The sequence below is a fragment of the Streptomyces sp. NBC_00554 genome, assembly GCF_041431135.1.
Taxonomy (GTDB): domain Bacteria; phylum Actinomycetota; class Actinomycetes; order Streptomycetales; family Streptomycetaceae; genus Streptomyces.
Genome location: NZ_CP107799.1, coordinates 7888411 through 7913460, shown reverse-complemented (window position 1 = coordinate 7913460; position 25050 = coordinate 7888411). Strand labels below are relative to the sequence as shown.

The 25050-nt window shown below is 71.8% G+C and carries 20 protein-coding genes and 1 riboswitch; of the genes, 15 read left to right on the top strand and 5 right to left on the bottom strand.

The features are described from left to right. Nucleotides 1–75: 75 nt before the first annotated feature. Nucleotides 76–933 carry a hypothetical protein gene (locus tag OG266_RS34845; RefSeq protein ID WP_371550583.1) on the bottom strand — a complete coding sequence of 286 codons (858 nt, stop codon included), beginning with the start codon at nucleotides 931–933 and terminating at the stop codon, nucleotides 76–78. Nucleotides 934–1122: 189 nt separating this feature from the next. On the opposite strand from OG266_RS34845, the gene OG266_RS34840 reads away from it, so the two are divergent. Both OG266_RS34840 and OG266_RS34835 read left to right on the top strand, forming a co-directional pair. Further along, nucleotides 1123–2013, top strand: a complete 891-nt coding sequence (locus OG266_RS34840; RefSeq protein ID WP_266466223.1) for a neutral zinc metallopeptidase — start codon at nucleotides 1123–1125, stop codon at nucleotides 2011–2013. 94 nt (nucleotides 2014–2107) lie between these two features. Further along, nucleotides 2108–2521: a VOC family protein gene (locus OG266_RS34835; RefSeq protein ID WP_266466218.1), complete on the top strand. Its 414-nt coding sequence runs from the start codon at nucleotides 2108–2110 to the stop codon at nucleotides 2519–2521. A gap of 31 nt (nucleotides 2522–2552) precedes the next feature. On the opposite strand, the gene OG266_RS34830 is transcribed toward OG266_RS34835, so the two are convergent. The 3 genes from OG266_RS34830 to OG266_RS34820 all read right to left on the bottom strand — a co-directional run bounded on the left by OG266_RS34830 (nucleotide 2553) and on the right by OG266_RS34820 (nucleotide 6343). Beyond that, the gene (locus tag OG266_RS34830; protein WP_266466212.1) at nucleotides 2553–3953 is read right to left on the bottom strand and encodes a hypothetical protein; all 1401 of its coding nucleotides are present in this window, start codon (nucleotides 3951–3953) and stop codon (nucleotides 2553–2555) included. Between the two features lie 156 nt (nucleotides 3954–4109). Next, the gene (locus OG266_RS34825; RefSeq protein WP_266466209.1) at nucleotides 4110–5237 is read right to left on the bottom strand and encodes a S9 family peptidase; all 1128 of its coding nucleotides are present in this window, start codon (nucleotides 5235–5237) and stop codon (nucleotides 4110–4112) included. A 374-nt stretch (nucleotides 5238–5611) separates the two neighbouring features. Continuing rightward, entirely contained in the window at nucleotides 5612–6343 is a 732-nt protein-coding gene (locus OG266_RS34820; RefSeq protein ID WP_266466205.1) for a class II aldolase/adducin family protein, read from the bottom strand. Between the two features lie 197 nt (nucleotides 6344–6540). Here OG266_RS34820 and OG266_RS34815 point away from each other — a divergent pair, with 197 nt between their 5' ends. The 10 genes from OG266_RS34815 (at nucleotide 6541) to cobI (ending at nucleotide 20238) form a co-directional block, all read left to right on the top strand. Further along, nucleotides 6541–7284: a lysozyme gene (locus tag OG266_RS34815; protein ID WP_371550581.1), complete on the top strand. Its 744-nt coding sequence runs from the start codon at nucleotides 6541–6543 to the stop codon at nucleotides 7282–7284. Between the two features lie 201 nt (nucleotides 7285–7485). Continuing rightward, entirely contained in the window at nucleotides 7486–8718 is a 1233-nt protein-coding gene (locus OG266_RS34810) for an inorganic phosphate transporter (RefSeq protein WP_266466198.1), read from the top strand. A gap of 12 nt (nucleotides 8719–8730) precedes the next feature. Then, nucleotides 8731–8952 carry a hypothetical protein gene (locus tag OG266_RS34805; protein ID WP_266466195.1) on the top strand — a complete coding sequence of 74 codons (222 nt, stop codon included), beginning with the start codon at nucleotides 8731–8733 and terminating at the stop codon, nucleotides 8950–8952. Nucleotides 8953–9091: 139 nt separating this feature from the next. Beyond that, a riboswitch (cobalamin riboswitch) is annotated at nucleotides 9092–9234 on the top strand. A 99-nt stretch (nucleotides 9235–9333) separates the two neighbouring features. Continuing rightward, nucleotides 9334–10278: a cobalamin biosynthesis protein gene (locus tag OG266_RS34800; RefSeq protein ID WP_371550578.1), complete on the top strand. Its 945-nt coding sequence runs from the start codon at nucleotides 9334–9336 to the stop codon at nucleotides 10276–10278. After that, nucleotides 10275–11825, top strand: a complete 1551-nt coding sequence (locus OG266_RS34795) for a cobyric acid synthase (protein ID WP_371550577.1) — start codon at nucleotides 10275–10277, stop codon at nucleotides 11823–11825. Before OG266_RS34800 ends, OG266_RS34795 begins: the two co-directional genes overlap by 4 nt. After that, a complete protein-coding gene (gene cobN / locus OG266_RS34790) occupies nucleotides 11822–15475 on the top strand; it encodes a cobaltochelatase subunit CobN (protein WP_371550575.1) in 3654 nt (1217 codons plus the stop codon). Before OG266_RS34795 ends, cobN begins: the two co-directional genes overlap by 4 nt. Next, complete coding sequence (locus OG266_RS34785) at nucleotides 15472–17472, top strand: putative cobaltochelatase (RefSeq protein ID WP_371550573.1); 2001 nt, start codon at nucleotides 15472–15474, stop codon at nucleotides 17470–17472. The genes cobN and OG266_RS34785 overlap by 4 nt, the downstream gene beginning before the upstream one ends. Further along, nucleotides 17472–18071 (top strand): cob(I)yrinic acid a,c-diamide adenosyltransferase, encoded by a 600-nt coding sequence (cobO, locus tag OG266_RS34780; RefSeq protein ID WP_266466175.1) that lies wholly within the window; start codon nucleotides 17472–17474, stop codon nucleotides 18069–18071. Before OG266_RS34785 ends, cobO begins: the two co-directional genes overlap by 1 nt. Then, nucleotides 18065–19510, top strand: coding sequence for a cobyrinate a,c-diamide synthase (locus OG266_RS34775; protein WP_371550571.1), 1446 nt, complete (start codon nucleotides 18065–18067; stop codon nucleotides 19508–19510). The genes cobO and OG266_RS34775 overlap by 7 nt, the downstream gene beginning before the upstream one ends. After that, nucleotides 19507–20238, top strand: a complete 732-nt coding sequence (gene cobI / locus OG266_RS34770; protein WP_329548400.1) for a precorrin-2 C(20)-methyltransferase — start codon at nucleotides 19507–19509, stop codon at nucleotides 20236–20238. Before OG266_RS34775 ends, cobI begins: the two co-directional genes overlap by 4 nt. 17 nt (nucleotides 20239–20255) lie before the next feature. Here the strand turns inward: cobI and OG266_RS34765 are convergent, their stop codons facing one another. Continuing rightward, nucleotides 20256–20984 (bottom strand): ZIP family metal transporter, encoded by a 729-nt coding sequence (locus OG266_RS34765; RefSeq protein ID WP_266466167.1) that lies wholly within the window; start codon nucleotides 20982–20984, stop codon nucleotides 20256–20258. Nucleotides 20985–21132: 148 nt separating this feature from the next. Between OG266_RS34765 and cobM the strand changes: the two genes are divergently transcribed. The 3 genes from cobM to cobJ are packed head-to-tail and all read left to right on the top strand — an operon-like array spanning nucleotide 21133 to nucleotide 25042. Then, nucleotides 21133–21969, top strand: a complete 837-nt coding sequence (cobM, locus tag OG266_RS34760) for a precorrin-4 C(11)-methyltransferase (protein WP_266466165.1) — start codon at nucleotides 21133–21135, stop codon at nucleotides 21967–21969. After that, nucleotides 21966–23273: a precorrin-6y C5,15-methyltransferase (decarboxylating) subunit CbiE gene (cbiE, locus tag OG266_RS34755; protein WP_323178326.1), complete on the top strand. Its 1308-nt coding sequence runs from the start codon at nucleotides 21966–21968 to the stop codon at nucleotides 23271–23273. The genes cobM and cbiE overlap by 4 nt, the downstream gene beginning before the upstream one ends. Continuing rightward, nucleotides 23270–25042, top strand: a complete 1773-nt coding sequence (cobJ, locus tag OG266_RS34750; RefSeq protein ID WP_371550569.1) for a precorrin-3B C(17)-methyltransferase — start codon at nucleotides 23270–23272, stop codon at nucleotides 25040–25042. The genes cbiE and cobJ overlap by 4 nt, the downstream gene beginning before the upstream one ends. The last annotated feature ends 8 nt before the right edge of the window (nucleotides 25043–25050 follow it).

Below are 25050 nucleotides of genomic sequence, written 5' to 3'. Positions count from 1 at the left end.
GGGTTGTTTGGCGGGGTGGACGGCTGAGGACGTTCCCGCCGTCTAATGCGCGAGGAGAATGGCCATGGGCCAAGTCTAACGGGGCCGTGCAACCACTTTTTCTGCCTTCGGGTGTCCGGCACTGTGACGCTCATTGCCCAGCGGCGTACGGTCCGGGGTGATCCTGCCAAGGTCGTCCACCGCGATGATCTCGCCGGTCCAGGAGCCGGCGGCGTCACCGGCGGGGCATGGCTGTGCGATCAGGAGCGCCGTGCCGAGGCGCACCGCGCGCGCGGGCGCGAACTCACATCCCCGTCGGGCGGGCAGTACCCAGCGCAGATCGCCGTCCGCGATGCGGTAGGCGGCGATGCGCTGCGGGGTGACGACGGCGAGCATGCGGGCGCCGAGAGGCCGCAGCACGCCACTCCCCCCGTGGTCCGCGAGCCACGGGGAGACGCCCGGAAGGGCCCGGTGCCAGCGCACCGCGCCGCCGTCGTCGCGCGCGGTGTCGGTGACCAGCCCGTCGTCCCAGAGCGCGATCGCGTCCCCGCGCGCGGGGACCACGGCCAGCGGACGACGCCCCTCCCGCGCGTAGCTCCAGCGAGGGCGGCCCGTCTCCGCGTCGTACGCCTCGACGGCGTCCCTCGTCGTACGCAGTGACGGCCGTGCCTCGTGCGCCACGCGCGCGTGGACGGTGATGTGGTCCCCGAAGGGGGTGGACCGGGCTTGGTGGGCCGCCGCGAGGACGGGGGCGGCGAGGAGGAGGGCGAGGGCCGGGGGCAGGAAGCGGCGGAGGGGGTGACACGGGTGGTGCCGAGGCGCGGATTCTGCGGGCGGCACGGTCGCGGGGCGTGGCAGGGCCGCGGACCGCTGCGGGGCGGGCTCGGCGGCCGGGGGCCGGGGTGGTGCCGCGTCTGGGTGCGGGGCCGTCACCTCGACCGGTAGAACAACCACCTTTCCCCCTCTTCGCCCACTCGGTCCACGGATCAGGCGCAGAGCGTAGGCGTGGGCCGGCGCACTGGCTGCCGGGACACGGCGGGTGGGCGGGGGCGTCCCCCGTTCGGACCTCCGCTCGGGGCCGGGGTCCTGGGGGCGTACGAGGATGGCGCCACAGAGCGACGTACGGCAGAGGGTGGTGTGCCCATGCAGTTCGACGACGACGCCGACCTGGACACCTCCGAGGTTCAGGACGTGCGCGGGAGCCGGATCCCCGGTGGCAAGGCGACCGTGGGCGGCGGCATCGCCGGGCTGATCGCCCTACTCCTCGGGCTGTTCCTCGGGGTGGGGCCCGACCAGCTCGGACTCTCCTCCGGCAGTGACGAGCCCGCGGCGACCGCCTCGTCCCTCGCGCAGGTACAGCAGACGTGCAGGACGGGGCAGGACGCGAACACCAAGGACGACTGCCGCATCGTGGCGGTCGTCAACAGCGTGCAGACCTACTGGACGCAGGAGTTCACGCGCCGCAGCGGCACCTACACGCGCTCCCCCACGGTCCTCTTCGGCAGCCGCGTCGGCACGGCGTGCGGCACCGCGACGTCCGCCGTGGGGCCCTTCTACTGCCCCGGCGACCGCAAGGTCTACCTGGACCTGGGCTTCTTCGACGAGCTGCGCACCAAGTTCGGTTCGAGCGGCGGCCCGTTCGCGCAGGCGTACGTGGTGGCGCACGAGTACGGGCACCATGTGCAGGACCTGATGGGGACGCTGAGCAGGTCGCAGGACGGTGTGACCGGCGCGAACAGCAACTCGGTGAAGGTCGAGCTGCAGGCCGACTGCTATGCCGGGGTGTGGGCGCACCACGCGACGACCACGAAGAACCCGTCGACGGGCAAGCCGCTGATGACGAGCCTCACGGACGCCGACATCCGCGACGGCATGGACGCGGCGGCGGCCGTCGGCGACGACCGGATCCAGGAGAGGTTCCAGGGCCAGGTGACCCCGGAGACCTGGACGCACGGCTCGGCCGAGCAGCGGCAGCAGTGGTTCCACCAGGGCTACAGCACCGGCGACATGGCCCAGTGCAACACCTTCCGCTGAGCCCTCCCCGCTTGGGCCGGGGCGTTGTCAGTGCCCGGTGCCAGACTGGGCAGCGGATCGGATTCCGGCGGCGGGACAAGAGGGAGTGATCGGCATGGCAGGCATCGACGGCGGGCGCCCGAGCATCTACCCGACACTGTTGTACGCGGACGCGAAGGCGGCGATCAGGCAGCTCACGGAGGCCTTCGGCTTCACCGAGCTTTCGGTGTACGAGGGCGAGGACGGCGCGGTGATGCACGCCGAACTCGTGCAGGGGAATGGCGCGGTGATGCTCGGCTCCAAGGGCACCGGCAGCGTCTTCGACGGCGCGATGAAGGGCGCGGGCCCGACGGGGGTGTATGTCGTCGTGGACGACGTCGACACACACCACCAGCAGGCCGTGGACCACGGCGCGGAGATCCTGATGCCCCCGACGGACCAGGAGTACGGCTCGCGGGACTACATGGCCCGGGACATCGAGGGCAACATCTGGAGCTTCGGCACCTACGCCCCCGAGATAGCGGCGTAGGCGCCTCCCCAGCAGGCGTCGGGCCGTCCGGTCAGTTCCCTCCGGTGTGCACCTGGAAGGCGGCCCGGCGTACGGCCTTGGCCAGCGCCGGGTCCGGGTGGGCGGCGGCGAGCGCGACCAGGACCTGCACGGTGCGGGGGTGCCCGACGGCACGCACCTCGTCGAGGAGCATGGGCACGGTGGGCTGCACGGCTGACTCCAGGTGGCGTACGAGGAGCGGTGCCTCCCCGTGGTCGGCGACGGCGGCGGCGGTGTCGACCCAGAGCCAGGTGGCCTCCGTGCGGGTGAGCACCTCGTGGGCGTCCTCGGGGTCGTGGCCGTCGTGCACGGCGAGCCACAGCAGGGCGTAGGGGCGCAGCGAGGTCTCCTCGGCCACGGCCCGCACATCGGGTTCGGCGGGGGCGCCGACCACACGCAGCGCCTCGAAGGCGAGGCCGCGGCTGAGGGCGTCCTCGCCGCGGGCGGCGTCGAGGAGTTCGGTGATGGCGCTGCCGACGGGGCGGGCGGCGAGCCAGGCGCGGTACTCGGCGCGGGCCGCGTTCGGGCGCAGCTGAGCGCAGCCGCGGAGCATGTCCTCGGCGGAGGCCTCGATGTTCCCGGCGGGGCTCTGCGCGGCGACGCAGATCTGCTCCAGCTTGACCCAGACCGCCCAGCTGCCGAGCGGGGTGAGGGTGGCCTGTCCGTCGGCGCAGGTGAGCGCGCCCACGGAGGCCAGGGCGTGCAGGGCCCAGTCGAGGAGGGGGGCGAGCGGGGTGTTCTCGGCGGCGGCCTGGGAGGCCGGTTCGGGCTGGGGGCCGTAGGGGATTTCGCAGCGCTCGGTGCGCAGTTCCGTGACGCGCTGTTCGAGCAGGTCGAGGAGTTGCTCCATGGGGACGGGCCCCGCGGAGAGCTGGAGGAAGGAGAGCACCTGGGGCATCGCGGAGACGACTTCGGCGACGGCGGACGGTTCGTGGTCCGCGGGCTCCGGATAGGCCAGCGACCAGGCGTCGAAGAGGGCGACCCAGCCGCGCAGTACGGCGCTGTCGTCGCGGTTCCAGGCGCGCAGTCGCCAGCCCGGGCGGGCGTTGCCGCCGTGTACCTCGATGAGGCCCGCCAGGCGTGCGGTGTCCCAGTCCGCGCGGACCTGAACCGGGGTCAGCCCCAGTTCGGCGGCGGCCCGTTCGGCGGAGGCGTCGGAGAGGGTGCCCTTGCCGTCGGGCGTCGCGCCGTCGCGCCCGGGGCCGAGTGCGGCATCTGCCCAGCGGGCCACGCGGGCGGCGTCGGACAGGCCGGTGCGTGCCATACGGGCCAGTTCCCCGGGCGGCGGTGTGCCTTCGGGCGGACGCGGTGCGGGGCGGGGCGAGCGGCGCTGGGTCACCGCTCGGGGGGCGGCAGCCAGGGGCCGCGGGCGGACGAGTCGGAGCCTGGAGTCGCGCGGATTACGGGACGTCACGGGTGCAGTCTTCCGGTTGACAGTCCGAAAACCCAAACGGAATGAGGCTTGGCCCTTCCGAGGGCCCCGCCCGCAAGCCCCCGTTCAGCCGGAACGGGCCCGTCCTCGCACGGCGGACAGGCCGAAAACAGCCCCTCCGGCGCTTCCCATCGGCTTCTACATCAGCGGTGTGAGGAATCGGCGCAGGGCCTCTTCGTAGCCTGCCGGGTCGGCGTTCCACATGGCGCCGTGCGGGGCGTGCGGGACCGTGCGCAGGGTGACCAGCTCCGGACGGCGCTCGGCGAGGCGGCGTGAGGGGCCCCAGGGGGCGATGGTGTCGTCCGGGCCGTGCACCAGCAGGGTCGGCACCTTGAGGTGGTCGGGGTGCGCGGCGTTCTCGATGCGGTCACCGCGTACGCCCGTGCGGCCCTGGGCGGCGCGTACCGCGAGCGGCAGCAGGGGCTTGGGGGTGTGGCGGGCGGTGGCGAGGGCGCGCAGCGTGGTCTCCCAGCTGAGGACGGGCGAGTCAAGGACGAGGCCGGAGATCCGCTCGCGCAGCGCGGAGTGCGCGGCGGCGCGCAGGGCCATCGTGGCGCCGGTGGACCAGCCGAACAGGACGACCTGGTCGGCGCCGTAGCGCACGGCGTAGCGGATCGCCGCGTCGAGGTCGCGCCACTCGGTCTCGCCGAGGTGGTTCAGACCGTCCGGGGAGCGGGGGGCGCCGAGGTCGCCGCGGTAGGCGAGGTCGAGTACGGGGAACTGGTGGCGGTTCAGGAACTCCAGCACGTTCATGGGGTGTTCGCGGGTGGCGCCCAGGCCGTGCACGGTGATCACCCAGGTGTCGCGGACGCCCGGCACGAACCAGGCGGGCAGGGAGCCGAGTTCGCCGGGGACGTCGATGTCGGCGTGGTCGAGGCCGAGGGCGGCGCTCGGGTTGCCGATGTGGACGTTCGGGGTGAGCCACACCTTGTCGCCGGGTTCCAGGGTGCCGTGGGTGACGCGTTCCAGGCGGCGTACGACCGTGTCGGCGGGGTGGGGCGTGGCCTCCATGACCGGGCCCACGACGGCGTGGGAGCCGTCGCCGGAGAGGCCGTACCTGCCAGGGCGCAGCGAGGCCAGGTCACGGGTGAGCGTGATCCCGCCCGCCGCCGTGGCGTGCACGGTGAGCCGGGGCTCGGTGGGCAGCGGCCTGCCGGGCGACGCCTTCAGCGCGGCGTCGCTGGCGAACCGGCCCGCCGCGACGGAGGCCGCGCCCGCGGCGATGGCTACGGTGACGGCTGCGGCCGTCGCTTTGACAGTGCGCACGCGTTCAGTCTCCCGGGGGAGCCCGTTATCGGCCAGCGGGAGCGGGGCTCGGGATGACGTACCCCTGCGCGGGTGGGGCCCTTGTTTCCGGGGGTGCGTGTGATTCGGCGGCGCCGGGGCGTGTCGGGGGGAGCCGGCTGCGCGCCACGGCGAGCGGGGACTTCCGGCGCACCGCCGCGGGGAGAGACACCCGCGCTGCGGCGCGGTCAGACCTCCAGGGCTGCCGGATGGTTCGACACCGCCGAATCGGTGCGTCCGGGCCGAGCAGCGCTGCGGCGGGAAGGAACTCGCTGCGGCGGGAAGGAACTGCCACCCGGCGCGGCGAGGCCGAGCCCCGCCCGGCGGAGCGGCCAAGGGGGTACGAGTAGTCCCCCTTACCCCCGTTGCCCGTACCCCCTCAGCCGCTCCCCCGCCTCCTCCACCTGCTCGCGTGTCAGCAGCGTGGGGGACAGTCCTGGTACCGAGGAGGCTGTCAGCCAGACGCGGCACATCCACTCCAGCTGGGCGGTGCGGTCGTAGGCCTGGCCGAGGGACGAGCCGTGGGCGATCGTGCCGTGGTTCTGGAGAAGGCAAGCGGCGCGGTCGGTGAGGGCCTGGCGCATGTTCTCGGCCAACTCTGGGGTGCCGTAGGTCGCATAGGGGGCAACACGGACCGGGCCGCCCAGATCGCCCGCCATGTAGTGGATCAGCGGGAGCTCGGGGACGAGTGTCGAGACGGCCGTCGCGTGCGGGGCGTGGGTGTGGACGACGGCGCGGGCGTCGGTGGCGCGGTAGACGGTGAGGTGCATGGGCAGTTCGCTCGTCGGAAGGAGCGAACCGCGCACCTGCCGGCCGTCGAGGTCCACGCCGACGATGTCGCCCGGTGTCAGCCGGTCGTACGGCACTCCTGTCGGCGTGACCAGGACGGTGTCCCCGACGCGTACCGAGACGTTGCCCGACGTACCGACGACCAACCCGTCGGTCACGGTGCGGCGGGCCGTCGCGACCAGCTCGTCCCACGCCCGCTCCTCCGCGCCCCGCACATCCGGCGCGTGCCGCTCACGCGCCACCTGTGCGCCCTCCCGCCCGCCCCGATCGCCCCGCGCGTCCCGCCGCTGTTCAGCCATGCCGCGATCCTGCCAGGCACTGTCGCCAACGCGGCGTCGGCGAGGGCACTTTAGGGCGGAATCCGGGCGTCCGTAAGATCGCATATGGGCATAGATCGACCCTCTGTGGGGGATTGGCCGGAGATCGACGAGCTTTCGATGATCTTCCAGTAGCCTCTGGGGGATTTGTCACGCACGTCGCCATTCCGGGGGGAAATATGGCCCGTGATCACAGACCGTCCCGCCACCGTGCCCGCGTCGTCGCGGCCACCCTCACGGCGCTCACCGTCGGGGGGACCGCTCTCGCCGAGGCTCCCGCATCCGCAGCCGGCAAGCCCAAGGGGCACGACGTCTCCTCGCACCAGAAGAACGTCGACTGGCAGAGCGCCAAGGCGAAGGGCGCACAGTTCGTCTACGTCAAGGCCACCGAGTCCCACACCTACCGCAACCCCTACTTCAGCCAGCAGTACAACGGGGCGCGCAGCGCCGGCATCATCCGCGGCGCCTACCACTTCGCCCTGCCGAACAAGTCGTCAGGCACCGCCCAGGCGGCACACTTCCTGCGCTATGGCGGCGCCTGGCGCGGGGACGGGTGGACGCTGCCGCCCGCGCTCGACATCGAGTACAACCCGTACGGCAGGAACAAGTGCTACGGCCTGACCAAGGCCAAGATGGTGAGCTGGATCAAAGCGTTCAGTGACGAGGTCAAACGGCAGACCGGACGCCGTCCGGTGATCTACACGACCACGCACTGGTGGAACACCTGCACCGGCAGCAGCCGCGCCTTCGGCGCGAACCACTCGCTGTGGCTCGCGCGCTACGACTCGGCGACCGCGGGAGCGCTGCCGGCCGGCTGGTCCTTCTGGACTTTCTGGCAGTACGACAACAGCGGCAGCCTGCCGGGTGACCAGAATCTCTTCAACGGCTCCACCGCCCAGCTCAAGAAGCTCGCCAGGGGGTAGCGGAAGTACCGGAACCCGTTGTTCCGCCTGTGTTCGAGACGTCGAGCCGGGCACCGAAACAGTCATCGAGCCACCCCTTCAGCACCATCGAAGGGGTGGCTCGACACATGAGACACTTTCAATGCCCCGCCAGTTCACTTTCCGTTCATTCAGGTTGCCTACGGTCCACCTGCCACTGACGTCCAACAGAAGCCTGGGTTAATGGAACACATCACGCTCCTCCTCGGAATCGTGATCGTTACCGCTCTCGTGTTCGATTTCACGAACGGTTTCCACGACACCGCCAATGCGATGGCGACGACCATTTCGACTGGTGCTCTCAGACCGAAGACGGCGGTGGCCATGTCCGCCGTGCTGAATCTCGTCGGTGCTTTCCTCTCCGTGGAGGTCGCCAAGACGATCTCCGGCGGCATCATCAACGAAGAGGGCATACGCACCGAAGTGATCTTCGCGGCGCTCGTCGGCGCCATCCTCTGGAATCTGCTGACCTGGCTTCTGGGTCTCCCGTCCAGCTCTTCCCACGCACTCTTCGGCGGCCTCATCGGCGCCGCGGTCATGTCGGCCGGCTGGTCGTCGGTGAACGGCTCGACCGTCATCACCAAGGTGCTGCTCCCCGCGATCGCCGCGCCCCTCGTGGCCGGACTCGCCGCGATGCTGGCCACCCGCCTGACGTACAAGATCGGCAGCCGTGCCGACGAGAAGGCGACCGCCAAGGGCTACCGCGCCGGTCAGATCGCCTCGGCCGGTCTGGTCTCGCTGGCCCACGGCACGAACGACGCCCAGAAGACGATGGGCATCATCACCCTCGCGCTGGTCACCGGCGGTGTGATCGCGCCGGACTCGAACCCTCCCACCTGGGTCATCGTCTCGGCCGGTATGGCCATCGCGCTCGGCACCTACCTGGGCGGCTGGCGCATCATCCGCACCATGGGCAAGGGCCTCACCGACCTCGCGCCGCCGCAGGGCTTCGCCGCCCAGACCAGCGCGGCCACGGTCATCCTGGCCTCCTCCCACCTGGGCTTCTCGCTCTCCACCACGCAGTCCTGCTCCGGCGCCGTGATGGGCTCGGGCCTCGGCCGCAAGGGCGGCGTCGTCCGCTGGTCGACCGCGACCCGCATGTTCATCGCCTGGGGCCTCACTCTCCCGGCTGCCGGTCTGGTCGGCGCGGGCGCCGAGTTCCTCACCAAGCAGGGCACGTGGGGCATCGTCCTGACGGGTGCGCTCCTGGTGGCCGGCGCGGGCACCATCTGGAACCTGTCGCGCCGCCAGCCGGTGACCATCGACAACGTCAACGAGGTCGGTGCCGAGCCTTCGGGCGTCGTCACCGCGGCGATCGCCGCGGTCACCCCGCCCCCCGCGGGCCCGCTCACCGGCGACCTGAAGGCCACCATCCCGTCCCCGGACGCGGAGCCCACCGCTCCGGCCACGGTCTAAGGAACGAACAGCATGCACATCGACTGGGCAGCCCTCGGCTCCGTCTTCGGAGTCAGCCTCGTGTCCACCGTGGCCCTCGTCGGCCTCTTCACCCTGGGCATCGTCGGCCTCTCCAAGCGCGAGTCGGCCTCGGCGCAGGGCGGCTCCGCCGCTCTCGCGGTCACCGGCGCGTACGCCTGCTTCGCGGCGTGCGCGGCGGCGGTGGCGTACGGGATCTATCTGATCGTGGCCTGACGGCCATCCCGAGAACGCACGAATACCGCACGAACCAGGCATCACCTCGGGTGGGGCGCGGGACGTATCAACGTCCCGCGCCCCACCCGTATGTGGGCCTTCGCACACTCTCCCCCCGCAGGTCAACAGCAAGTTGACGGGTCTTCCAACCCCATGGTGGACTGCCGGAGCCAAGTACGGCGGCAAGAGAGGAAGCCGGTGCGAATCCGGCGCGGTCCCGCCACTGTCACCGGGGAAGAAATCCCCGGAAGCCAGGAACTCTCACCGCCGGTCTCTTCGAACCAGGGCGTGGACACCCTGAGTGAGGACATATCGCCATGCGCGGCTGCCCAAGTGCCCTGCGAACCACGGTTGTGCCTGACCTGACGGTCGGCTGAACCGGTGCGTGCCGATCGCGTCTTCGCGTACGGCGCCGCCGCCGGCCTTCTCGGTGACCTGCTGCTCGGCGATCCCCGCCGGGGCCATCCGGTCGCCGCGTTCGGACGTGGCGCGGGAGCCGTCGAGCGAGTGCTGTGGCGGGACCACCGGGGGTGGGGCGCGCTGCACACGGCCGTGTGCGTGGGCGGCGCCACCGGGCTCGCGGCGCTCGCGAGTCGTTCCGTACGTGGATCCCGTACCGCCTCCATCGCGCTGACCGCCGCCGCCACTTGGGCCGTCGTCGGCGGAACCTCGCTCGGCCGGGAGGCCCGCGCGATCGGCAGCGCGCTCGAAGCCGGTGATGTCGAGAGGGCCCGGGAGCGGCTGCCGCATCTGTGCGGGCGGGATCCGCAGGCGCTCGACGCGGACGGGATCGCCCGGGCCGTCGTCGAGTCCGTCGCCGAGAACACCTCCGACGCCGTGGTGGGAGCACTTGTGTGGGGCGCCGTGGCCGGCGTGCCCGGGCTCGTCGGGTTCCGCGCCGTCAACACGCTCGACGCGATGGTCGGGCACAGGTCCCCCAAGTACCGGCGCTACGGCTGGGCTTCCGCGCGGCTCGACGATGTCGCGGGCTGGCCGGGGGCGAGGCTCACCGCCGTTCTCGCGGCCGCCGCCGGAGGCGACCCGCGGGGCGCCGCGCGCGCCTGGCGGGTGGACGCCTGCAAGCATCCGAGCCCCAACGCCGGGCCCGTGGAGGCCTCGTTCGCGGGGGCGCTCGGTGTGCGGCTCGGCGGGACCCTCGCGTACGGGGGAAGGGTCGAGCACCGGCCCGTACTGAACGGCAAGGGTCGCGCCGTCGCGGTCGGCGACATCGAGCGGGCCGTACGGCTGTCGCGGCGCGTGAGCTGGCTCGCGCTGGGTGTGTGTGCCGCCGGGCGGCTGTTGGGGCAACGGGGAGGGAACTCATGAGCGGCGGCGGCCTGCTGATCGCCGGAACCACTTCCGACGCGGGCAAGAGCGTCGTGACCGCCGGGATCTGCCGGTGGCTGGTGCGGCAGGGCGTCAAGGTCGCGCCCTTCAAGGCGCAGAACATGTCGCTGAACTCGTTCGTGACACGTGAGGGCGCCGAGATCGGCCGGGCGCAGGCCATGCAGGCGCAGGCCGCTCGCGTGGAGCCGACCGCGCTGATGAATCCCGTGCTGCTCAAGCCGGGGAGCGACCGCAGCAGTCAGGTCGTGCTCATGGGGAAGCCCGTGGGTGAGATGAGTGCTCGCGGGTTCTTCGGGGGGTCTGGGGGGTCGTCCCCCGGGGAAAGGCTGCACGGAGGGCGGCAGGAAGCTCTGCTCGGGACCGTGCTGGAGTGCCTAGCCGAGTTGCGGGGCACGTATGACGCGGTGATCTGCGAGGGAGCGGGGAGTCCCGCCGAGATCAATCTGCGGCGGACCGACATCGTGAACATGGGGATCGCGCGCAACGCGCGGCTGCCCGTGCTCGTCGTCGGCGACATCGACCGCGGGGGCGTCTTCGCGTCCTTCTTCGGGACCGTCGCACTGCTGTCCCGCGAGGACCAGGAGCTCGTCGCCGGGTTCCTCGTGAACAAGTTCCGCGGGGATGTCTCCCTCCTGGAGCCGGGGCTCGACATGCTCCACGGGCTCACCGGGCGGCCCTCCTACGGGGTATTGCCCTTCCAGCACGGCCTCGGGATCGACGAGGAGGACGGGCTGCGGGTCTCCATGAGGGGCGCGGTCCGGGAGTCCACGGTCACCGCGCCCGTCGGCGAGGACGTACTGCGGGTCGCCGTCTGCGCGATCCCCCTGATGTCCAACTTCACGGACGTGGACGCGCTGGCCGCCGAGCCGGGTGTCGTCGTGCGTTTCGTGGACCGGGCCGAGGAGCTGGCCGACGCGGACCTCGTCGTCGTACCGGGGACCCGGGGGACGGTGAAGGCGCTGGAGTGGCTTCGGGAACGCGGGCTCGCGGACGCGATCGCGCGACGGGCCGCCGAGGGGCGGCCCGTGCTCGGCATCTGCGGCGGCTTCCAGCTCCTCGGCGAGCACATCGAGGACGAGGTCGAGTCACGGGCAGGTCATGTCGACGGGCTCGGACTGCTGCCCGTACGCGTGCGGTTCGCGCGGGAGAAGACGCTCACGCGGCCCGTGGGCGAAGCGCTGGGCGAGCCCGTCGAGGGGTACGAGATCCACCATGGCGTCGCCCAAGTCACCGGCGGGGAGCCCTTCTTGGATGGCTGCCGGGTCGGTGAGGTCTGGGGCACGCACTGGCACGGCTCGTTGGAGTCGGACGGGTTCCGGCGGGCCTTCCTGCGCGAGGTGGCGGCCGCCGCGGGGCGCCGCTTCGTACCGGCCGCCGACACGTCGTTCGCGGCGCTGCGCGAGGAGCAGTTGGACCGGCTCGGCGATCTGATCGAGGAACACGCGGATACGGACGCGCTGTGGCGGCTCATCGAGTCCGGCGCGCCGACAGGACTGCCTTTCATTCCACCGGGAGCGCCCGCATGAGCACAGTGTTGTTGTTGTCGACCGCCGACACGGATCTGCTGGCGGCCCGGGCCTCCGGCGCCGCGTACCGGATCGGCAATCCGACCCGGGTGGATGTCGCCGCCGAACTCCCCGCGCTCGTCGGGGGCGCGGATGTCGTCGTCGTACGGCTCCTTGGCGGCAAGCGCGCCTGGGAGGACGGGCTCGCCTTCCTGAAGGCGTCCGGCGTTCCGACCGTTCTGCTCGGCGGGGAGTCCGTCCCCGACGCAGAGTTGATGGCCGAGTCGTCGGTGCCCGCCGGTGTGGTCGCCGAGGCGCTGCGCTATCTCGTCGAGGGCGGCCCGGAGAACCTGACCGAGCTGGCCCGCTTCCTCTCCGACACCGTGCTGCTCACCGGCGAGGGCTTCGAAGAGCCGCGCAAGACGGCCGAGTACGGCGTCCACGGCGAGCGTGCGTTCGTCGAGGGCCGGCCGACGATCGGCGTGCTCTTCTACCGGGCACACGAGCTGTCCGGCAACACCGCCTTCGTCGACACGCTGTGCGACGCGATCGAGGCGCGGGAGGCCAACGCCCTTCCCGTGTACTGCGGTTCGCTGCGCGGCGCCGACGCGGGACTGTACGAGATCCTCGCCAAGGCCGACACGCTGGTCGCGACCGTGCTCGCGGCCGGCGGCACGCACGCCTCAGAGGCGTCCGCCGGCGGTGACGAGGAGGCCTGGGACATCGGGGAGCTCGGCGACCTCAACATCCCTGTCCTGCAGGGGCTTTGCCTCACCTCCTCGCACGCCGCGTGGGAGGCCTCGGACGCCGCCCTCTCCCCCATGGACGCGGCGATGCAGGTCGCGATCCCGGAGTTCGACGGGCGGCTCATCACCGTGCCGTTCTCCTTCAAGGAGCAGGGTCCCGACGACGTCCCGGTGTACGTCGCCAACCCTGAACGGGCCGCGCGCGTCGCCGGGATCGCGGTGCGCCACGCCCTGTTGAAGCACAAGCCGAACCAGGACAAGAAGCTCGCGCTCGTCTTCACCGCCTACCCGACCAAGCACTCCAGGGTCGGTAACGCGGTCGGTCTCGACACGCCCGCCTCGGCTGTGCGGGTGCTGGACGCGCTGCGGGGCGCCGGGTACTCCCTGACCGAATACCCGGACAACGGCGACGAGTTGATTCACCGCCTCATCGCGGCGGGCGGCCACGACGTCGAGTGGCTGACCGAGGAACAGCTCGCCTCGGCCCCCGCACGCGTGCCGCTCGCCGACTACCAGGCCTGGTTCGACAAGCTCGATCCCGAGCTGCGGAACGGGATGCTGGAGGCGTGGGGCGAGCCGCCGGGCAACCTGTACGTGGACGGCGACGACATCGTGCTGGCCTCCCTCCAGTTCGGGAACGTCGTCGTGATGATCCAGCCGCCGCGCGGCTTCGGTGAGAACCCGATCGCGATCTACCACGACCCCGACATGCCGCCGTCGCACCACTACATGGCGGCGTACCGGTGGCTGGAGAACTCCTTCGGCGCCGACGCCGTCGTCCACATGGGCAAGCACGGCACGATGGAATGGCTGCCGGGCAAGGGACTTGGCCTCAGCGGCGGCTGCGCCCCCGACGCCGTACTCGGTGAACTCCCCCTCATCTACCCCTTCATCGTCAACGACCCCGGCGAGGGCACCCAGGCCAAGCGGCGCGGGCACGCCACGGTCGTCGACCACCTCGTGCCGCCGATGGCGCGCGCTGACACGTACGGCGATCTGGCGAAGCTGGAGCAGCTCCTCGACGAGTACGCGCTCGTGTCCGACCTGGACCCGACGAAGGCGCCGGCCGTGCGCGCGCAGATCTGGACGCTGGTCAAGGCGGCCGAGCTGCACCACGATCTGCATGTCGACGACCAGCCGGACGACGGCGACTTCGACTCGTTCGTCATGCACATCGACGGCTATCTGTGCGAGATCAAGGACGTGCAGATCAGGGACGGTCTGCACATTCTCGGCGGCGGCCCTGAGGCCGAACCGCGCGTGAATCTCGTACTGGCCGTGCTGCGGGCCTCGCAGGTGTGGGGCGGCACGGCGAACGCGCTGCCCGGTCTGCGGGCCTGCCTCGCCGAGCATTTCGGCCTGGTGGAGAAGGAGTTGCTCGGCGAGCCCGGTGCGCCGGTGAAGGTGCCGGTCGAGCTGACCTCGCTGGTCGAGGGGCCTGCGCGGTCCGGCGCCGATGCGATCGACCTCCTTGAGCAGCTGTGCCGCCGGTTCGCGGAGGGCATGGAGGAACGCGCCTGGGATGCGGCGGCCGTCCCCGCTCTCGTGCGCGAGGTCGTGGGCGTCGAACTCCCGGACGCCGTCGCGGTGTTGAAGTTCGCCTGCGACGAGGTCGTGCCCCGGCTCGCGAAGACGACCGACGAGATCGACCACATCCTCAAGGCACTCGACGGCGGTTACGTCCCGGCGGGACCGTCCGGATCGCCGACCCGCGGACTCGTCAACGTCCTGCCGACCGGCCGCAATTTCTACTCCGTCGACCCCAAGGCGATCCCGTCCAGGCTGAGTTGGGAGGTCGGGCAGGCCCTCGCGGACTCGCTGATCCAGCGGTACCTGAGCGACACCGGCGCATACCCGACCTCCGTCGGCCTCACCGTCTGGGGCACCTCCGCCATGCGCACCCAGGGCGACGACATCGCGGAGATCCTCGCGCTGCTCGGCTGCCGCCCGGTGTGGGACGACGCGTCGCGGCGCGTGACGGGCTTCGAGATCGTGGGCCTTGAGGAACTGGGCCGGCCGCGCATCGACGTCACGGTCCGTATCTCCGGGTTCTTCCGGGACGCGTTCCCGCACGTGGTCGGTCTCATCGACGACGCGGTGCGCGCGGTGGCCGAGCTGGACGAGCCCGCCGACGGCAACTACGTACGCAAGCACGCCGACGAGGACACCGCCGAGCACGGGGACCGGCGGCGCGCGACGGCTCGTATCTTCGGGTCGAAGCCGGGCGCGTACGGGGCCGGGCTGCTGCCGCTCATCGACGCGCGGAACTGGCGCTCGGACGCCGACCTCGCCGAGGTGTACGCGGTGTGGGGCGGCTACGCGTACGGGCGCGGGCTCGACGGGCGGGCAGCACGCGGGGACATGGAGACCGCGTTCAAGCGCATCGCCGTCGCCGCGAAGAACGTCGACACGCGCGAGCACGACCTCGTCGACGCCGACGACTACTTCCAGTACCACGGCGGCATGGTCGCCATGGTCCGCCATCTGACGGGCACCAGCCCCGAGGCGTACGTCGGTGACTCCGCCACGCCCGACCAGGTGAAGACCCGGACGCTGGGCGAGGAGACGCACCGGGTGTTCCGCGCCCGCGTGGTCAACCCCCGCTGGATGGCGGCGATGCGGAGGCACGGCTACAAGGGTGCCTTCGAGATGGCGGCGACCGTCGACTACCTCTTCGGGTACGACGCGACGGCCGGGGTCGTGGACGACTGGATGTACGAGAAGCTGTCGGCCGAGTACGTCTTCGACCCCGAGAACCGGGACTTCATGAAGAAGTCCAACCCCTGGGCGCTGCGCGGGATCACGGAACGGCTCCTGGAAGCGGCCGACCGCGGGCTGTGGGCCGAGCCAGACGCTGACACGCTTGAGCGGCTACGCGCCACCTATCTGGAGCTCGAAGGCGACTTGGAGGGCGACGACAAGTGAGTACTCCCTTTCCGTTCACGGCCGTTGTCGGCCAGGACGACCTGCGGCTCGCGCTGCTGCTGAACGCAGTGAGCCCTGCCGTGGGCGGCGTGCTCGTGCGAGGCGAGAAGGGCACCGCCAAGTCCACCGCCGTACGCGCCCTTTCGGTGCTCATCCCGGAGGTGGACGTCGTCGCCGGGTGCCGGTTCTCGTGTGCGCCTGCCTCCCCCGACCCCGCCTGCCCGGACGGACCGCACGAGATCGGGCCCGGTACGAAGCGTCCCGCGCGGATGGTCGAGCTGCCCGTCGGTGCCTCCGAGGACCGCCTCGTCGGCGCCCTCGACATCGAGCGGGCGCTCGCGGAGGGCGTGAAGGCCTTCGAGCCGGGCCTGCTGGCCGACGCGCACCGCGGGATCCTGTACGTCGACGAGGTCAATCTTCTCCACGACCACCTGGTCGACCTGCTGCTTGACGCGGCCGCAATGGGAGCCTCGTACGTCGAGCGCGAGGGCGTCTCCGTGCGCCATGCCGCCCGATTCCTGCTCGTCGGGACCATGAACCCCGAAGAGGGGGAACTGCGGCCGCAGTTGCTCGACCGGTTCGGGCTGACCGTCGAGGTGGCCGCCTCGCGGGAGCCCGATCAGCGGGTCGAGGTGGTGCGCAGGAGGCTCGCGTACGACGACGATCCCGAGGGGTTCGCCGCCCGTTGGGACGACGAGGAGTCCGCCGTACGGGCGCGGATCGTGGCGGCGCGTGCGCTGTTGCCGTCCGTGCTGCTCGGGGACGGGGCGCTGCGGCAGATCGCGGCGACCTGTGCGGCCTTCGAGGTGGACGGTATGCGCGCCGACATCGTGATGGCGCGCACGGCGACCGCGCTGGCCGCGTGGGCCGGGCGGACCGAGGTGCTCGCGGAGGACGTACGGCAGGCGGCGCTGCTCGCGCTGCCGCACCGGCGTCGGCGAAATCCCTTTGACGCGCCGGGACTTGACGAGGACAAGCTCGACGAGACGCTGGAGGAGTTCGGCGAGCAGGCCGGCGGCGAGGACGACGATCCGGATCCGGACGGGCCCGGCGGTGGCGGTCAGCCTCCGCAGGAAGACCCCGACGACGGTTCCGGGCCGGGCGAAGCTCCCGCGCAGGCCGAGTCCGGCGAGGGTGGGCAGCCTCAGGGTGGCGGCGAGCAGTCCCCCGTACGGGCCGCCGAACCCTTCCGTACGAAGGTGCTGAGCGTGCCGGGGCTCGGGGAGGGTGCGGCCGGGCGGCGTTCGCGGGCGCGGACCGAGCACGGGCGGACGACCGGGTCGCGGCGGCCCCAAGGGGCGCTCACCAAGCTGCACTTGGCGGCGACCGTGCAGGCGGCGGCGCCGCATCAGCTGGCGCGCGGGCGGTCGGGGCGCGGGCTCGTCGTACGGCGGGACGATCTGCGGCAGGCCACCCGGGAGGGGCGTGAGGGGAACCTCGTGCTCTTCGTCGTGGACGCCTCCGGGTCGATGGCGGCGCGGCAGCGGATGAGTGCCGTGAAGGGTGCGGTGCTTTCGCTGCTGCTCGACGCGTATCAGCGGCGGGACAAGGTGGGGCTCGTGACCTTCCGCGGATCCGCGGCCGAGGTCGCACTGCCGCCCACCTCTTCGGTGGATGCCGCCGCCGCGCGGCTGGAGTCGCTGCCCACCGGTGGGCGGACGCCGCTCGCGGCCGGGTTGCTGCGGGCGCACGACGTGCTGCGGGTCGAGCGGTTGCGGGATGCCGCGCGGCGGCCGCTGGTCGTCGTGGTGACGGACGGGCGTGCCACGGGTGGCCCGGAGCCGGTGGCGCTCGCCGGGCGTGCGGCGCGGCTGTTCGCGGTCGACTCGGTCGCGTCCGTGGTCGTGGACTGCGAGGCGGGGGCCGTACGGCTGGGTCTTGCCGGACAGCTCGCGGTGGAACTCGGAGGCACCGCGGTGACTTTGGACGAGTTGCGGGCCGATTCCATCGCCGGTCTTGTCAGGGACGTGCAGGGCAACAGCAGGAGGGCCGCGTAATGCCGCAGGGGCAGCCGAGTGTCGTGCCGGACGACGGGCTGACGACACGTCAGCGGCGTAACCGGCCGCTTGTCGTGGTGCACACGGGGGTGGGCAAGGGGAAGTCCACCGCCGCGTTCGGGCTTGCCCTGCGCGCCTGGAATCAGGGGTGGCCCATCGGGGTGTTCCAGTTCGTCAAGTCGGCGAAGTGGAAGGTCGGCGAGGAGAACGCGCTGCGGGTGCTTGGCGCCAGCGACGAGGGCGGGTCCGTCGACTGGCACAAGATGGGCGAGGGCTGGTCCTGGGTGCAGCGCGACTCCCAGATGGACAACGAGGAGAAGGCCCGCGAGGGGTGGGAGCAGGTCAAGAGGGACCTGGCGGCGGAGACGTACCAGCTGTATGTGCTCGATGAGTTCGCCTATCCCATGCACTGGGGGTGGATCGACGTCGACGAGGTCGTGGCCGTACTGCGGGACCGGCCCGGGACCCAGCATGTGGTGATCACCGGGCGCAACGCTCCCGAGAAGCTGGTGGAGTTCGCCGATCTGGTGACCGACATGTCCAAGGTCAAGCATCCGATGGACGCCGGTCAGAAGGGCCAGAGGGGCATCGAGTGGTGATTTCCGTTCCTCGGCTGGTCATTGCCGCGCCCTCTTCGGGCAGCGGCAAGACCACCGTTGCCACGGGGCTGATGGCGGCGTTCGCCTCGCGGGGGCTTGCCGTGTCTCCGCACAAGGTGGGACCCGACTACATCGATCCCGGGTATCACGCGCTCGCCACCGGGCGTGTGGGGCGGAATCTCGATGCGTATCTGTGTGGGGCGGAGCTTGTCGCGCCGTTGTTCGGGCATGGGGCTCGTGGGTGCGATGTCGCTGTTGTCGAGGGTGTGATGGGGCTGTACGACGGGGCTGCGGGGGAAGGGGAGTTGGCCTCCACGGCTCATGTGGCGAAGTTGCTGCGGGCGCCTGTGGTGCTGGTTGTCGATGCTTCGTCTCAGGCTCGGTCCGTGGCTGCGCTTGTGCATGGGTTTGCTTCCTGGGATCCCGAGGTGCGGGTGGCCGGGGTGATTCTCAACAAGGTGGGGTCCGCGCGGCATGAGGGGATGCTGCGGGAAGCTCTCGACGAGTCGGGGGTGCCGGTGTTCGGCGCCTTGCGGCGGGTTTCTCAAGTGGATACGCCTTCTCGGCATCTGGGGCTGGTGCCTGTTGCCGAGCGGCGGGCGGGGGCCGTGGACGCTGTTGCCGCCATGGCCTCTCAGGTGCGGGAAGGGTGTGATCTCGGGGGGCTGCTTGCGTTGGCGCGTAGTGCTCCCGCGTTGTCGGGTGCGGCTTGGGATGTGGCTGAGGTGGTTGGTTCTTCGCCCCCTCCGCCCCTTCCCGTTCCCGATCTTGGGGGCTGCGCCCCCAAACCCCCCTTCGCCCGAAGGGCTCGTCCTCAAACGCCGGACGGGCTAAAACCAACGATCATCGCCGTCGCCGGTGGGGCCGCCTTCACCTTCTCCTACGCCGAACACGCCGAGCTGCTCGCCGCCGCCGGCGCCGAAGTCGTCACCTTTGACCCTCTCCGCGATGAGCAACTGCCCGAAGGTGTCGGCGGGTTGGTCATCGGAGGTGGGTTCCCCGAGGTGTACGCGCCTGAGCTGTCTGCCAATGAGCCGTTGCGGAAGGCTGTTGCGGCGCTCGCTGAGCGCGGTGCGCCGGTCGCTGCCGAGTGTGCCGGGCTGCTGTATCTGTCTCGCGAGCTGGATGGGCAGCCCATGTGTGGGGTCATCGACGCCAAGGCGCGCATGGACGAGCGGCTGACCCTCGGGTACCGGGACGCCGTTGCCGTGTCCGACAGTGTGCTCGCCGTGGCGGGGACGCGGATGCGTGGGCACGAGTTCCACCGGACCGTTGTCGAGCCCGGTGCCGGGGCGGCCCCCGCCTGGGGGGTGCGTACCCCGCGGAAGCGGGTCGAAGGTTTCGTACAACAAGGTGTGCACGCGAGTTATCTGCACACGCACTGGGCGTCCGAGCCCGGTGTCGCCCGTAGGTTCGTGGAGAGGTGCCTGACGTCATGAGCAGCAAGCTGACCGGAGTCGGGGTCGGGCCCGGTGACCCGGAGCTGGTGACCGTCAAGGGCGTCAACGCTCTGCGCGCCGCCGAGGTCGTCGTCGTACCCGTGATGGACACAGGAGAGCGGGGGCGGGCCGAGGCGACCGTCCTGCACTACGTGCCCCAGGAGAAGGTCGTCCGGGTCGTGTTCGCGCTGAACGAGCGGACCGACCGGGGGCGGCGTGAGGCCGCCTGGGACGCGGCCGGGGAGCGGGTGGCCGGGCTGCTGCGCGCGCACGCGACCGTCGCCTTCGCCACCATCGGCGATCCCAACGTGTACTCGACGTTCACCTATCTCGCGCAGACCATCGCGGAGCTGGTGCCGGGGACCGTCGTCGAGACCGTGCCCGGTATCACCGCCATGCAGGATCTCGCCGCGCGGTCGGGGGCGGTGCTCACGGAAGGGACCGAGCCGCTGACCCTCGTTCCGGTGACCGCGGGGGCGGCCGTGCTCAAGGACGCTCTCAACGGGCCCGGCACCGTCGTCGCGTACAAGTTCGGGCGGCAGGCCGCGGAAGTGGCCGAGGCGCTGCGCGAGACGGGACGGCTCGACGACGCCGTGTGGGGGTCCGCGCTCGGTCTTGAGAGCGAGTCCATCCGGCCCGCGGCCGAGCTCGACGGCGGGCCGCTGCCCTACCTCTCCACGCTCATCGCGCCCGCGCGGCGCGAGGGCGGGCGCGGCGGGAAGTTGTGAGCCGACCCGGCGAGGGCTCAGCCCGCGAGGCCCACCACCAGCCAGATGAAACCCGCGCCCGCGACCGTGCACAGCAGGGTCGAGCGGGCGGGGTGTTCGTGGTGTGCCTCGGGGAGGATCTCGGCGGCGGCGAGGTAGAGGAGTACGCCGCCGAAGAGGCCGAGATAGCAGCCGAGCAGTTGCTCCGGGATGGTGACGAAGAGCGTCGAGGCGGCGCCGGCCACGGGGGCCACCGCGTCGGCGACGAGCATCATGATCGCCTTGCGCCGGTCGTTCCCGTACAGGCTCGTGAGCGTGTAGGTGTTGAAGCCGTCCGCGAAGTCGTGGGCGATGACGGCGAGGGCCACCGCCAGGCCCATCCCGCCGCCCACCTGGAAGGCCGCTCCGATCGCCACGCCGTCCATCGCGCTGTGGCCGACCATCGCGGCGGCCGCCGTCAGGCCGACCTCCGGCGCCCGGCCGCCGTTCTCGTCAGCGCCGTGCGCCGCCTGCCGGGCGGCCAGCAGACGTTCCACCAGGTGGGCCAGCAGGAATCCGGCCACGAACAGCAGCAGCGCGGCCGGTACGCCGAAGACCTCGTCGCCCGCCGCGCTCAGCGCCTCCGGCAGCAGGTCCAGGCCGACCACGCCGAGCATCAGGCCGCCGGCCAGGCCGAGGACCAGATGACGTCGGTCGGTCACCCGCTGTGCCGTCCAGCCGCCGGCCAGCGTCATCAGGAACGCGCCGAGCGCGACGAGGACCGCCATAGGCCCTTGCTATCCGATCGACCGCCGTTCACGCACGCCCATGGCCCCGTGTCCGCGTGTACGCCCTGAAGTTTCGTCACACACGCACCGTTCGAGCGCACTGATGTTCCGCAAGTTCCACATGTTCCGTAGGAGAGGACCCCATCCCATGGCCGACGCCCCCACCGGCAAGGTGACCATCGTCGGGGCAGGGCCCGGCGCCGCCGACCTGCTGACGTTCCGCGCCGCGCGCGCCATCGCCGAGGCCGACGTCGTGATCTGGGCGGCCAGCCTGGTGCAGGCGGAGGTCCTCGACCACGCGCGCGAGGGCGCGGAGATCCTGGACTCGGCGACGATGTCGCTCGAGGACGTCGTGGCCGTGTACGAGCGTGCCGCCGAGGAGGGGCTGAAGGTGGCCCGCATCCACTCCGGCGACCCGGCGCTGTGGGGCGGCACGCAGGAGCAGCTCGACCGGTGTGCGGACATCGGGGTCGAGACCGAGATCATCCCGGGTGTCTCGTCCTTCTCCGCCGTGGCCGCGCTCGCACAGCGCGAGCTGACGATTCCCGAGGTCGCGCAGTCCGTGATCCTCACCCGGCTCGGCGGCGGCAAGACGCCGATGCCGCCCGGAGAGGAAGTACGGGAGTTCGCCCGCCACGGGACGACGATGGCGCTGTTCCTGTCGGCGGCGCGCAGCGGTCAGCTGGTGCGCGAGCTGCTGGAGGGCGGCTACCCCACGTCCACGCCGGTCGTGGTGGCGTACCAGGTGACCTGGCCGGAGGAGCTGCTCGTGAAGTGCACGATCGAGACGCTGGAGGAGACGGTCAAGGAGCACAAGCTCTGGAAGCACACCCTCTTCCTGGTCGGCCCTGCACTCGACGCGAGCGGCACGCGCTCGCACCTCTACCACCCCGGTCACTTCCACGAGTTCCGCAAGGCCGACCCGCGGGCGCGTGCGGAACTGCGCGCGGAGCGGCGTGCGGCGCGCAAGGGCAGTCCGTCGTGACGACCGTCGTCGGTACGGATGCGGTCACCGTCGCGGGGACGGCTGCGATCACCGTCGTCGGTACGGGTACGGGGGCGCCGTTGCCTCCGGATGCCATGTCCGCCGTAGCCGGGGCCGGGCTCGTCGTCGGCGCCGCGCGGCATCTGGCCGCGGCACTGCTGCCGGAGGGGGCGGAGCGTGTCGTGCTCGGTCCGCTCGCACCGGCGCTCGATGTGATCGAGCGGCACGTGGACAAGGGGGACAAGCAGGGGCGGGTCGTCGTGCTCGCCTCCGGTGATCCCGGGTTCTTCGGGATCGTGCGGGCGCTGGCCGAACGCTTCGGGGCGGAGCGGCTGGACGTCCGGCCCGGTGTCTCGTCCGTCGCCACCGCCTTCGCCCGGCTCGGGCTGCCCTGGGACGACGCCGTGGTGGTCAGCGCGCACGGCCGCGATCTGCGTACGGCCGTCAACGTCTGCCGGTCACAGCCGAAGGTGGCCGTGCTGACCGGTCCCGGCTCGGGACCCGCCGAGCTGGGCGCCGCGCTCGCCTACCGGTGCGGGGACCGCGTGCTCGTCGTCGCGAGCGCCCTGGGCGACCCCGCGCACGAGCAAGTGGAGCGGGTCACGCCCGCCGAGGCCGCGGCCCGTGACTGGGGTACGGCGGTGAGCGTCGTCCTGTGCCTGGACGAGTCGCGTGCCCTGGCCCCCGTGCGAACCATGGCCGGACCGTCCGCCGGACCCGTCCGATGGGCCCTGGACGAGAGCGAGTTCGCGCACCGCGACTCGATGATCAGCAAGTTCGAGGTACGGGCGCTCGCGCTGGCCCGGATCGGGCCGCGGCTCGGCGAACTGGTCTGGGACGTCGGCGCGGGCTCCGGGTCCGTCGCCGTCGAGTGCGCGCGGTTCGGCGCCGCCGTCACCGCGATCGAGAAGACGCGGGACGGCTGCGACCGCATCCGCGCCAACGCCGAGGCGCACGGCGTCGATGTACAGGTCGTGCACGGGGCCGCGCCGACGGTGCTGTCCGATCTGGACGACCCGGACGCGGTCTTCATCGGCGGCGGCGGGCGCGAACTGCCCGCCATCGTCACGGCCTGCGCGCGGCGGGCCCGGCGGGCCGTCGTGATCGCCATGGCCGCCCTCGACCGGGTTCCGGCGGCCCGGGACGCGCTCACCGGTGCCGGGTTCGACTGCGACGGCGTACTGCTGCAGTCGTCCCGGCTCGCGCCGCTGCCGGGTGGCGTCGACCGGCTCGCGGCCACCAATCCCGTCTTTCTGCTGTGGGGCGTCCGGCCTCCGGCCCGTACCGAAGGAGTCCCCCAGTGATCGGCCTGATTTCCGCGACAGCGGCGGGCGCGGCTGCCCGTGACCGGCTGGCCGCGGCCTGGCCCACGCGTGCGCGGGTGTACGACGGGTCCGTCGGGGACGCCGTTCGGCGGGCGTTCGCCGAGTGCGACCAGGTGGTGTGTTTTCTTGCGACGGGGGCGGTTGTGCGGCTTGTCGCGCCGCTGTTGAGCGACAAGGCGTCCGACCCGGGGGTCGTGTGCGTCGATGAGGGCGGGCGGTTTGCCGTGTCCCTCGTGGGGGGCCACGGGGGTGGTGCGAATGAACTCGCCCGCGAGGTGGGTGAGTTGCTCGGGGCCGAGCCTGTGGTGACTACCGCGACGGATGCGGTGGGGATTCCTGGGCTGGATACGCTCGGGTTCCCGGTGGAGGGGGATGTCGCCGGGGTTTCTCGGGCCATGTTGGACGGGGAGCCCATTGCGCTGGAGGCGTCGGTCAGTTGGCCTCTGCCTGCGCTGCCGTCGAATGTGGGGAGCCCGGCACTGGAGGCTGTGCCCAGCCTCCCCCACTCTCGGCTTCGCTCGAGCGGGGGGACCCCCATCGCCCAGCGGGACGAGCGGTACCGGATCTTCCTCACCGACCGTGTCCTTGAGCCCGCCGACCATGAAGTGGTCCTCCGTCCGCCCTCCCTCGTCGTCGGGGTCGGCGCCTCCAAGGGTGCCCCCGTCGACGAAGTCCTCGGGCTCGTCCAAGACGCCCTGCGGGACGCCGGGTTGTCGGCGAAGTCCGTTGCCGAGTTCGCGACCGTCGATGCCAAGGCCGGGGAGCCGGGCATCGTGGGGGCGGCCGAGCGGCTCGGGGTGCCGGTGGTGACGTACGGCGCCGAGGAGTTGGCGGGCGTCGAGGTGCCGAACCCGTCCGAGGCGCCGCTCGCCGCCGTCGGTACTCCCTCTGTCGCGGAGGCTGCGGCGCTCGCGGGCGGGGGTGAACTCCTCGTGCCCAAGCGGAAGTCCGTACGGGCGGACGGGCAGCCGGCGATGGCGACCTGTGCGGTCGTACGCCGGGTCGCGCGCGGCCGGCTCGCGGTGGTCGGGCTCGGGCCCGGCGCCCGTGATCTGCTGACGCCGCGTGCGAAGGCGGAGCTGCGGCGGGCGTCCGTGCTCGTCGGGCTCGACCAGTACGTCGACCAGATCCGCGATCTGCTGCGCCCGGGTACCCGGGTCCTGGAGTCGGGGCTCGGGGCCGAGGAGGAGCGGGCGCGTACGGCGGTCGCGGAGGCCCGGCGCGGGCAGGCCGTCGCGCTGATCGGCAGCGGGGACGCGGGGGTGTACGCGATGGCGTCGCCCGCGCTGGCCGAGGCGTCCGACGACATCGACGTGGTCGGGGTGCCCGGGGTGACGGCCGCGCTGGCGGCGGCGGCGATCCTGGGAGCGCCGCTCGGGCACGACCATGTGTCGATCAGCCTCTCCGATCTGCACACACCGTGGGAGGTCATCGAGCGGCGGGTACGGGCGGCGGCCGAGGCCGACATCGTCGTGACGTTCTACAACCCGCGCAGCCGGGGCCGGGACTGGCAGCTTCCGAAGGCGCTGGGGATCCTCGGCGAGCACCGGGAGCCGACAACGCCGGTCGGTGTCGTACGGAACGCTTCACGGCCGGACGAATCCAGTCGTCTCACCACGCTCTCGGGACTCGACCCGGCGACGGTGGACATGATGACCGTGGTGACCGTGGGCAACACGGCGACCCGTGAGATCGCCGGCCGTATGGTGACGCCGCGCGGCTACCGCTGGCAGGAGGAGGCCAAGTGAGCGCTACG

Bases quoted from the DNA above. Each gene is read 5' to 3' on its own strand.
- cobI (WP_329548400.1), top strand. From the start codon at position 19,507: ATGAGCAGCAAGCTGACCGGAGTCGGGGTCGGGCCCGGTGACCCGGAG.
- OG266_RS34820 (WP_266466205.1), bottom strand. From the start codon at position 6,343: ATGGCTGAACAGCGGCGGGACGCGCGGGGCGATCGGGGCGGGCGGGAG.
- cobM (WP_266466165.1), top strand. From the start codon at position 21,133: ATGGCCGACGCCCCCACCGGCAAGGTGACCATCGTCGGGGCAGGGCCC.
- OG266_RS34765 (WP_266466167.1), bottom strand. From the start codon at position 20,984: ATGGCGGTCCTCGTCGCGCTCGGCGCGTTCCTGATGACGCTGGCCGGC.
- OG266_RS34835 (WP_266466218.1), top strand. From the start codon at position 2,108: ATGGCAGGCATCGACGGCGGGCGCCCGAGCATCTACCCGACACTGTTG.
- cobN (WP_371550575.1), top strand. From the start codon at position 11,822: ATGAGCACAGTGTTGTTGTTGTCGACCGCCGACACGGATCTGCTGGCG.
- OG266_RS34805 (WP_266466195.1), top strand. From the start codon at position 8,731: ATGCACATCGACTGGGCAGCCCTCGGCTCCGTCTTCGGAGTCAGCCTC.
- OG266_RS34795 (WP_371550577.1), top strand. From the start codon at position 10,275: ATGAGCGGCGGCGGCCTGCTGATCGCCGGAACCACTTCCGACGCGGGC.
- OG266_RS34810 (WP_266466198.1), top strand. From the start codon at position 7,486: ATGGAACACATCACGCTCCTCCTCGGAATCGTGATCGTTACCGCTCTC.
- cobO (WP_266466175.1), top strand. From the start codon at position 17,472: ATGCCGCAGGGGCAGCCGAGTGTCGTGCCGGACGACGGGCTGACGACA.
- OG266_RS34815 (WP_371550581.1), top strand. From the start codon at position 6,541: ATGGCCCGTGATCACAGACCGTCCCGCCACCGTGCCCGCGTCGTCGCG.
- OG266_RS34840 (WP_266466223.1), top strand. From the start codon at position 1,123: ATGCAGTTCGACGACGACGCCGACCTGGACACCTCCGAGGTTCAGGAC.